This window comes from Chryseobacterium antibioticum, from assembly GCF_012927325.1.
GTDB lineage: Bacteria > Bacteroidota > Bacteroidia > Flavobacteriales > Weeksellaceae > Chryseobacterium > Chryseobacterium antibioticum.
The window spans coordinates 1-6632 of sequence record NZ_JABBGI010000057.1 but is presented as its reverse complement, the minus strand read 5'-3'; the positions used below and the strand labels follow the sequence as shown (position 1 = coordinate 6632).

The 6632-nt window shown below is 35.9% G+C and carries 7 protein-coding genes; 4 read left to right on the top strand and 3 right to left on the bottom strand.

Annotated elements, in window-relative coordinates; genetic code table 11:
• Positions 1–1119: 1119 nt before the first annotated feature.
• Positions 1120–2184, bottom strand: a complete 1065-nt coding sequence (thiL, locus tag HHL23_RS22060; RefSeq protein ID WP_169236892.1) for a thiamine-phosphate kinase — start codon at positions 2182–2184, stop codon at positions 1120–1122.
• 90 nt (positions 2185–2274) lie between these two features.
• Complete coding sequence (locus tag HHL23_RS22055; protein WP_169236891.1) at positions 2275–2766, bottom strand: acyl-CoA thioesterase; 492 nt, start codon at positions 2764–2766, stop codon at positions 2275–2277.
• Positions 2767–2879: 113 nt separating this feature from the next.
• Between HHL23_RS22055 and HHL23_RS22050 the strand changes: the two genes are divergently transcribed.
• From HHL23_RS22050 to HHL23_RS22035, 4 genes are read left to right on the top strand one after another with little or no spacing between them, the layout of a single operon-like run.
• On the top strand, positions 2880–4088 hold the full coding sequence (locus HHL23_RS22050) for a BaiN/RdsA family NAD(P)/FAD-dependent oxidoreductase (RefSeq protein WP_169236890.1): 1209 nt from the start codon (positions 2880–2882) through the stop codon (positions 4086–4088).
• Positions 4085–4486 (top strand): energy transducer TonB, encoded by a 402-nt coding sequence (locus HHL23_RS22045; protein WP_169236889.1) that lies wholly within the window; start codon positions 4085–4087, stop codon positions 4484–4486. Before HHL23_RS22050 ends, HHL23_RS22045 begins: the two co-directional genes overlap by 4 nt.
• A gap of 5 nt (positions 4487–4491) precedes the next feature.
• Complete coding sequence (locus tag HHL23_RS22040; protein ID WP_169236888.1) at positions 4492–5130, top strand: DUF2306 domain-containing protein; 639 nt, start codon at positions 4492–4494, stop codon at positions 5128–5130.
• Positions 5127–6044, top strand: a complete 918-nt coding sequence (locus HHL23_RS22035) for a YARHG domain-containing protein (protein WP_185194905.1) — start codon at positions 5127–5129, stop codon at positions 6042–6044. Before HHL23_RS22040 ends, HHL23_RS22035 begins: the two co-directional genes overlap by 4 nt.
• A gap of 26 nt (positions 6045–6070) precedes the next feature.
• Here the strand turns inward: HHL23_RS22035 and HHL23_RS22030 are convergent, their stop codons facing one another.
• On the bottom strand, positions 6071–6466 hold the full coding sequence (locus HHL23_RS22030; protein WP_185194904.1) for a ribosomal maturation YjgA family protein: 396 nt from the start codon (positions 6464–6466) through the stop codon (positions 6071–6073).
• Positions 6467–6632: the final 166 nt, after the last annotated feature.

The following is a 6632-nucleotide window of genomic DNA, read 5'->3' as shown; positions in this document are numbered from 1 at the left end:
CTGATTATAATCCTTGAAATTCATACAGATACCTGATATACAGTTAAATGTAATGAAAATAAAACAGTAAAACAAGTACTTTTATAACAAAAAGAATCTGCCTCAGTTGTGAGACAGATTCTTTTTTATTATTGAGTCTTATTACATGACGGAAAAACACTTGCCATTGACTAAGCTATTCAAATAAATTTAAATATTATTTAAAATAATTACTTAATAAATCGAAGTCTTTTTTACTAATATTTCTCATATAAAGTGTATAAGACGTAGCTCCATTCTGGGATTCTATGCTCAACTTAGCCTCTGTAGTATTTATTCTTTTAAATTCTCTCAAGGTAAATTTATTAGAGGAAAAACATTCCGTTTTACTTATATTGAACGGTCCATAATAAATTTTTATTGGAAAGAAGTTCCTATAATACATATAAGTTTCATCTTTCGAAAAATAAAATTTAACAAACGAAATATTTGTACCCTGATCTAAAAATCCTGTATAATTATATGTTGGGGTTCTTAAATCTTCTGTAGACACTAAGCTCGACAGATTTACTCCTTCAGGTTCATGTATCTTTTTTATATAATTCATAACACCCAATGTAAATAATACAAGTGATAAACAACCTAGTTCCCATTCATAGTTAATCTTTAGTATATTTCTAGTACTCAACTGAAATAGTGAAAAACACAAAACGATCAACAAGATTATAATATAGGGTAAAACATCAATATTATTAATTTTAATTTTAAACATCTTAGATTAATTCTTGGATTTAATTTTATCTACAATTTTAAGCCATCTCCCTAAGGGAATAGTAACTTTCGTTCCTAATTTTGCACCAACATCCAACCCAATGCTTCCCATTCCTTGAATGGTAAGGTTTCCACCTTCGACACCTCCAATCTTTAGGTTATTCTGGCCTTTGTTAACCCTTTCTTTTGAATCTACATATTTTATTGGGTTCTGATAAGTATAAATATATGGATTTTAGAATTATAAACTCAACCATTATGCTGCCATCAATATAAAATATTATTATGTTAACAAAATTAAATACTCAAAACAAAAACCACCGCATTTTATGCAGTGGTTTTTTACTATATTCATAATTAAATATAAATCTATCCATTCTGTTGATTGCCTAAAAAAGCATCCCATCCTTGTGCAGTAAGAGGAACCAATTGATTGGACCCTCTTGCCACCATATAATTTCCTTCTTCATTTTCTACAGCATGTCCAATGATGGTAAAATCAGGATGATTTTTAATTTTATCAAAATCACCTGGAGAAATGGTGAACAGTAGTTCATAATCTTCACCACCACTTAATGCAGTCATTACCGGATTAAGATTCATTTCATCCGCTGTAGAGATCGTAAGGTTGTCCATTGGAATCTTTTCTTCATACAGTCTGAAACCTGTTTTTGACTGGTCAGAAAGATGCAGAATCTCAGATGCCAGGCCATCAGAAATGTCAATCATCGATGTGGGTTTAATATCCAGTTCTTCAAGAATCGTTTTAACATCGGTTCTTGCTTCAGGTTTAAGCTGTCTTTCCAAAATATAATCGTAGCCTTCCATCTCCGGCTGCATATTAGGATCAGCAAGGAAAACAGCATGTTCTCTTTCAAGAATCTGAAGCCCCATATAGGCACCGCCAAGATCTCCACTTACAACCAGAAGGTCATTGGGCTTTGCCCCGCTTCTTTTTACAATATTCTCCTCACTTTCAATTCCAACAGCCGTGATACTCATCACAAGTCCGGAATTTGAGCTTGTAGTATCTCCACCAATAAGGTCAACTTTATATCTTGCACACGCAGCCTGAATTCCGGAATAAATTTCTTCCAAAGCTTCCACAGGAAAACGGCTTGAAACAGCTAGAGAAACTAAAATCTGGGTAGGAACTGCGTTCATGGCCGCAACATCACTCAGGTTCACCACTACCGCTTTGTATCCTAAATGTTTTAAGGGAACATAGCCCAGGTTAAAGTGAACGCCTTCTGCAAGGACATCCGTTGTAAGAACGACTTTTTTATTTCCAGGATTAATGACAGCAGCATCATCCCCTACTCCAAGTTCCGAAGACTTGTTGGACAAGGGGAAATATTGTGTCAAATGCTTTATAAGTCCGAACTCCCCTAATTTCGAGATGGGAGTCAGTTCCGGTGATTTATCTTCAAACATATTTTAATTTATAAGTGATGATTGATAGATGATAAATGATTTTTGAAGATGTTTTTATTCTATCAATGGTCATTTATCTCTTATCATTTATTAGTTAAATTCTGCCGGGTCAACATTATCAGGACGGAACGGAAGCTTTTTGAAATCTTCTCTGCTCATCACGATGGTTTCAGGGCTTTTGTATTTGTTCATTGCTTCTACAACATCATCCGGCGGGGTGGTCATCTTTCTCAGCATCATATCGATCCATACACCTGTAGCTTCTGCAGTAGCACAATGCACGCCATCCGGGGTGTAGAATTTATGGACAAATCTGTAGATCGAAGAGTCTTCCGAACATCCGTCGATCTCCAGACTCACAATCACTGTTTGGTCTGCATAGATCTCTTTGAAGAAGGAATATCTTTCGTGCATAATGACAGGCCCTATTCCCCATCGGCTTAACTGGGTAACGCCCATCTTTTCTTTGGTCATAAAGGCCATTCTAGACTGGGCACAATACTGTACATATGATGAATTGGCTAAGTGCTTGTTGGCATCAAGGTCACTCCAGCGTACTTCGAATTTATGGTAAAAAATCATTTAAAAATCGTTTTTAGTATGATTAAATTATATTCTCCAAAATTACTCAAATAAGATGGTTTATAAAAATTGTACTTTTGAAAAAATAATCTTCAGCATAGGATTACAAATACATGAAACAGATCATCATTATCGGAGGCGGTGCAGCAGGCTTTTTCTGTGCCTCGAATCTCGACGAAAAAAAATACAATATCACCATCCTGGAGCAGAACTCGGATGTACTTCAGAAAGTAAAAATATCAGGCGGCGGACGTTGCAACGTAACCCATGCCTGTTTTGACCCCAAAGAACTGGTTCAGTTTTATCCACGGGGTAACAAGGAACTATTAAGTGTTTTTACCAAGTTTCAGCCCGGTGACACCATGGAGTGGTTTGACCAACGCCATGTTCCCCTGAAAATTGAAAATGACAACAGAACGTTTCCGGAAAGCAATTCTTCACAGACCATCATCAATACTTTCCTGAATGAAATTCAAAATAAAAAAGTAGAGGTCAAAACGAAATGTTCTGTAAAAGAGATCGAAAAACAGGATGAAAAATATCTTGTCAAGACCAGCTTGGGAGATTTTGAAGCAGACTATATCGTTTACACGACGGGAAGCTCTCCAAAATCATTGAAAATCATTGAAAACTTGGGGCATAAGATCATTGATCTAGTTCCATCTCTTTTCACATTCAACATTAAAGATGAGCTATTACAGGATATTCCCGGAACCAGCTTTGAAAATGCGGAAATTTCCATTCCAGCTCTAAAAACTGAAGAAAGCGGTCCTTTGCTGATCACGCATTGGGGGCTTTCGGGGCCCGCTGTTCTGAAAATTTCAGCCTGGGAAGCGATAAGTCTTGCCCAATCGAAGTATAATTTTGAAATTGAAGTGAATTTTATTTCAAAATCTATGGATGAAGCTGAAGAAAGCTTCCAAAGTTTCAGACAGTCAAATCCTAAGAAAACGATTGGGCAGGCGAAGATCTTTGACATTACCAACAGGTTCTGGCAGAAAATATTATCCGTTTCAAAAATTGATCTGAATAAACAAATCTCCAATATTTCAGCTAAAGAAATGCAGCAGATCCTTGAAAACCTTTGCAGAAAAAAGCTCAAGGTTACAGGGAAATCTACTTTTAAAGACGAGTTCGTGACTGCAGGAGGTGTTGATTTAAAAGAAATTAACTTCAAAAATATGTCGTCAAAACTTCTTCCGAATTTTCATATTGCCGGTGAAGTTCTGAACATTGATGCAGTAACGGGAGGTTTTAATTTTCAGGCGTGCTGGAGTGAAGGATGGCTGATTGCGCAACATTTAAATAATTTAGAGATATGAAAAAAATAGCTTTAGTGATCTTAATTTTAACCTCAGCAGCCGTATTTTCACAAACACAGGGTCCTGTGAAAGCTTCTGTGGAAGAACAAGCTGCCCAAATAGCCGATCAAACGGCAGAATACCCCGGGGGAATCGGCAGCTTTAGAAAAACAGTCGGTCAAAAAATAAAAATAAGCCACATCAAAGGGGTAAGAGGAAAAATAGAATCTTTCGCAAAGTTTTCGGTGAATATTAATGGTGAAATAGAAGACCTAACTGTAGCAGGTGAAAATAAAGAATTTAACAAAGAAGTTGAAAGAGCAATCCGATCTATGAAGACCAAATGGAAACCTGCAGAATATAACGGAACTCCTGTAAAAATGTTATTTACGCTGCCTTTCATTGCCAATTTTGAATAAATAAAATGCTTACTATCAAAAAACATATTCCAGTCTTCTTAAGAATCCTTTTGATCATAGGATTCGGATATTTTTTTTGGTTGATGCTTAAAATTACCCTGGAATATATTCCCTTTGATCCAAATGTAAGCTTCCTGATGATCAAGCAAACGGAAGTTCAGGACAGACCGGAATATCTTCCTTTTTTCTATACACATGTCTACACCAGTGTTTTTGTATTGCTTTCCGGATTTCTGGCCATTCTAAGAAAAGATTTCGGTTTAAAAAGCTTTCACAGAAATATGGGTAAGATCTATATTTTTTTAATTCTCATCCTTGCTGCGCCATCGGGGATCTATATGGGCTATTTTGCCAACGGAGGTTTTCTTTCCAAAATTTCGTTCATTATTTTGGGATCCCTGTGGTGGTTCACCACTTATAAAGCCTATCAATCTGCCAGACAGAAAAAATTTAGAGAACACAAGCAGTGGATGTGGCGAAGCTTTGCCCTTACTTTATCTGCTCTTACCTTACGCATCTGGAAAGTAATTATTGTATATTTATTCCACCCCAATCCTATGGATGTCTATCAGATTATTGCATGGCTGGGCTGGATTCCCAATATCCTTTTAATTGAATATTTAATTACAAAAAAACATCTATGAAAATTCTAAATTACACCCTTGTTTCTATACTGGTAGTCTCTCTGCTCAGCTGTAAGAAAGACGGAAAAATGACCGAAACAGGAAAAGATTCTGTGATCGCAAAAAAGGATTCTGTTGTAGTTCCCGAAATTCATAAAGAATATTACGGAATTTATATGGGTGATTTTGCCGGGAAGGAAATGATTACCCCAGAAGAAGGTGAGCAATATGAGGATTTTGTGAATAAGAGAATTTCGCTGAAGATCAATAGAATAACCAAAGACAGTGTCTACGGACAAAGTATTGTCAATGGAAACCAGCGTCCTTTCAGAGGTGTTTTTAATGAAGGGACGAAATCTTTTGTACTGGATGAACCCGGAAATGATAAAACAGACGGTAGATTTGAAGTAAAACTAAGCGGCGACAGCATCACCGGAAAATGGAATGCTTTCAATAAAACGGCTGTAAAATCACCTTTAAAAACCATTAAACTATCCAAAAAAGAATTCGTTTACAATCCGAATTTTATGCTGGATGAAGATTCTGACCTCGTAGACTGGTCGAATCCGAAAAGTTTTGTTGAAAAATACAAAGATGAAGAAACAGGGAAAACGGAAAGCTATACTACTTCGAAAAACAGAGCCGCATCTGATGCGATTTTTAAAATAAATGCCTCCAAGCAAAAACTGACAGAAAAAGAACTCAAAAATTTAAGAAAACTGGATCTGGAAATCATTAAAAATTCTGTTTTTGCAAGACATGGCTATTCTTTCAAAAAGGAAACCTACAGATATTTCTTTGAGCAAACGGATTGGTATATTCCTGTTTCCAATAATGTAGACCAAGAACTTTCTCCTATGGAAAAAGAAAATGTGGCCTTACTTAATCGTTTCATCAAGTACGCGGAAGATAAATACGACAGTTTCGGAAGATAAATTTTTAGGTTCTGAAAAAGCACATTTTACAGGCTTAATTCTTCTGTTTTTTTAGGATTCGCTTTTACAAATAGAAACAACAGAAGGCATCCGGCAGCGTAGCAAAGGATATCTACCCATGAAAAAGAATTTCCGATCACAATATACATCAGGCTTCCAGGACGGAAGCCTAGTTTTTCTGCAATCGTGAAATATTGAGCAAACTCTACAAGACATGAAAAAATAAAAATTCCCAGGATCAGCTTTTCATTGTTCATCTTTACGAAGCTTTTAACAAATGTATACAGAAGCATCACGACAATAACATCTCCAAGATAAGCTCTTACAAAGAAAACATCAGCAAGTTTTGTAGCAATCAGGACTTCTACGAGTAATAGAAAGATGGTGAGAAGAAGATATTTCAGGTTGAATTGTAATTTCATTTCTATATGTCTATTTTGACTAAAGTCTTTTTATTTAAGCGGGCTAAAGCCCAATGTCATTAAGATAGTAAAATATCACAAGCTATCCTTTTGATTTTTAGAGACTATGGGTTTAGCTCTTGCTCTATATTTACCTATATTTCTTTTGTTTGATCTCTGAGGTCTT

Bases quoted from the DNA above. Each gene is read 5' to 3' on its own strand.
- thiL (WP_169236892.1), bottom strand. From the start codon at position 2,184: ATGTTTGAAGATAAATCACCGGAACTGACTCCCATCTCGAAATTAGGG.
- HHL23_RS22055 (WP_169236891.1), bottom strand. From the start codon at position 2,766: ATGATTTTTTACCATAAATTCGAAGTACGCTGGAGTGACCTTGATGCC.
- HHL23_RS22050 (WP_169236890.1), top strand. From the start codon at position 2,880: ATGAAACAGATCATCATTATCGGAGGCGGTGCAGCAGGCTTTTTCTGT.
- HHL23_RS22045 (WP_169236889.1), top strand. From the start codon at position 4,085: ATGAAAAAAATAGCTTTAGTGATCTTAATTTTAACCTCAGCAGCCGTA.
- HHL23_RS22040 (WP_169236888.1), top strand. From the start codon at position 4,492: ATGCTTACTATCAAAAAACATATTCCAGTCTTCTTAAGAATCCTTTTG.
- HHL23_RS22035 (WP_185194905.1), top strand. From the start codon at position 5,127: ATGAAAATTCTAAATTACACCCTTGTTTCTATACTGGTAGTCTCTCTG.
- HHL23_RS22030 (WP_185194904.1), bottom strand. From the start codon at position 6,466: ATGAAATTACAATTCAACCTGAAATATCTTCTTCTCACCATCTTTCTA.